General features: G+C 60.9%; 3 protein-coding genes and 1 pseudogene. All 4 read right to left on the minus strand.

The features are described from left to right. A pseudogene (locus NW809_RS12125) lies at nucleotides 1-316 on the minus strand (hypothetical protein); the annotation flags it as partial. Between the two features lie 55 nt (nucleotides 317-371). Beyond that, nucleotides 372-713: a hypothetical protein gene (locus NW809_RS12130; protein WP_011430545.1), complete on the minus strand. Its 342-nt coding sequence runs from the start codon at nucleotides 711-713 to the stop codon at nucleotides 372-374. 64 nt (nucleotides 714-777) lie between these two features. Then, the gene (pgeF, locus tag NW809_RS12135; protein WP_011430546.1) at nucleotides 778-1,590 is read right to left on the minus strand and encodes a peptidoglycan editing factor PgeF; all 813 of its coding nucleotides are present in this window, start codon (nucleotides 1,588-1,590) and stop codon (nucleotides 778-780) included. Then, entirely contained in the window at nucleotides 1,587-2,000 is a 414-nt protein-coding gene (locus NW809_RS12140; RefSeq protein ID WP_011430547.1) for a DUF3119 family protein, read from the minus strand. The genes pgeF and NW809_RS12140 overlap by 4 nt, the downstream gene beginning before the upstream one ends. Between the last annotated feature and the right edge of the window lie 248 nt (nucleotides 2,001-2,248).

The following is a 2,248-nucleotide window of genomic DNA, read 5'->3' on the forward strand; positions in this document are numbered from 1 at the left end:
CCCCAATCCAGCCAGGCGGCGAAGCGACATAAGTATAAACAACTACACCCCCGAACCCCAGTGGGCTGACGAAGAAACGGCTGGTGCTGAAGGACTCCCCCCCAGCAGGGTTGAACGTTTCCTCATCGAGCTCTGAACCGGGCTGCGGCTCCTCCTCCAGGCTCCAGAAGGCTTCCCACTGCCGAAGGGTTTCTTGGAGAGGCGCGGCCAGGTGTTCCGCCAACTCCGTCAGGGCGGCTTCCAAAGCGGTGAGGCTTTCTTCCGCCGCCTGGGTGAAGGCTGCCACCCATTCCTCCAAGAGCTTCTCAAAATCCATGCAGCAGCAACCTGAGAGCTTTCTTTTCACCTTACCGCTTGCCTGGGCAAGCCGGCTAACTTCCCCCTTGACAAACGGCATCTACTAACTCTTGGTTGACCAAGGGAAACAGCTCCGCCAATTCTTCGGCAGATAGGTTGCCGGTACAAACATTGGCGCGGATATGCCACTCTGCCCACATCAGCGCCGAGGGAACGGTGGGATCCTGGCCTTGCTCGGAGCCGGAACCCTTTGCGGGCCCTGGAGCCAGGCGGCGTCCGGGCCCGATGTTCAGTTGCAGTACGTTGTCGCGGTTGATGCCCGTCAGAGAGGTCTGGGCAGGGGCTTCTCCGACAAAGGCAAAAGGGAAAGACAAAGCCACCCAAACCAACCCCCGAAGGGCAAGCCGGCAAAGCATGGGATCCCTCCCCCGCGAGATAGGGTTGAGTTTTGAGGGCAATTATAGCTGCTATTTTTGGCAGCTAAGATTTGTCAAAAGCCGCCTTTGGCAGGCCAATCGCCGACCACTGCACGCAACGACGGCCCTGGTCATCCTCTAAGGCCCCCTCGCGGCGATAGGAAAAGAAATCCTGAGGCTGGCCAAAGGTGCAATGAGGACTGATGGCGATGTGCTCCGGCGGGATCCCCTGAGCTTCGGCCTGGGCGCGGTTGATCCAGCGCAGATCCAGGCGCACCTTACCCGGCAGAGGATCTGGCCAGAGGGCAGGTTGTGGGTCTACCCCTGAAGGCAGCGACTGCAGCACCTGCTCGGCCACTTCCTGAGAAACCTGGTAGGCTGGCCCGGAGATGGCCGGCCCCAGGGCAATGCGGATTTGGCTGGCAGGGATCCCCCCCTGGAGAAAGGCCTGCAGCACCTTAGTCAGGATACCGGCAGCCGTCCCCCTCCAGCCGGCGTGAACTGCGGCCACCCAGTGGGGGCTGGCCACCAAAATGGGCACACAGTCGGCAGTGCAAACCCAGGCCGAGTCCCCTGGGCGACGGGCGATCACGGCATCTGCTTCGGGACGGGCGAAACTCCCTTCCCCGACGTGAGAACCTGAAGCCCTCCCCTGGGAGAAGACAACTGCATCCGCCCACGTCCAGCGACAGCCATGCACCTGGTGGCCCCACGCAGCTCGTTCTGGGAGGAGTTGCAACTGGTCGGCCATATCGGCTGGTTGATAGGGGGAAGCTTGACGACAGCCAAAAGCATGGGGCCACCCCGCCAGCAGTTGACACTGCAGCCAACGCCATCTCCCTGCCTCTTGCCAAACCCAGCCCCCGGAACCGCTCATCGGCCTGATGGGTGGAAAGGGGATCCCTGCCGTCGGGCGTGCAGGTGGCCTAGCCGCTCCTCCAGGCAGATGCGCAGCTCGACCGGGTTGAAGAGCATCGGCAAAAAGTGAATGCTCCGGCTTTCTCGGAAGAAAAACAAAATCGGCACCGGCCGCCAGAAGATCTGCCAGTCCTGCCACTCGCTGTAGGGGAACTCGCGGATGCGCCGGGAGCCGCTGTAGACCTGCAGCGCCGTGCGGGTAAAGGCCAGCCCGATCAGACAGGTCTGTACCAGCAAAAACAGGCCAAACAACCCCACTCCCAACCCTAGCCAAAACGAGAGCCACAACAGCGGCACCGCCAAAGCCAGCACTGCCAAGCTGAGGCGGAAGTCGGGGGTCAACAGATGGGCAGAGTGGGGTTTGATCACTTTTTGCTTCTCCTCCGCTTGCCAGCTCCATTTTACGCCGCTGCCACTACCTTTCTCCGGAGGGATCCCGCCTCTGGGTAAGTTGGGGGCATACCAAACAAGTTGTTTTGATGTATCCTGACAGAGCACACAGGAACGCGGCTTTTGATCATGGCCCTAACCGCATCTGACCCCAAAGCTCTCCCCAGCGGCGGCTCCCTGAGCTTTTTTGAGCGCTATCTCACCCTTTGGGTGGCCCTGTGTATTGT

It is taken from the genome of Synechococcus sp. WC101, from assembly GCF_047461555.1.
Classification (GTDB): domain Bacteria; phylum Cyanobacteriota; class Cyanobacteriia; order Thermostichales; family Thermostichaceae; genus Thermostichus.

What these genes read in the sequence shown, in the direction of transcription:
- NW809_RS12130 (WP_011430545.1), bottom strand. Translation starts at nt 713, where the DNA reads ATGCTTTGCCGGCTTGCCCTTCGGGGGTTGGTTTGGGTGGCTTTGTCT.
- pgeF (WP_011430546.1), bottom strand. Translation starts at nt 1,590, where the DNA reads ATGAGCGGTTCCGGGGGCTGGGTTTGGCAAGAGGCAGGGAGATGGCGT.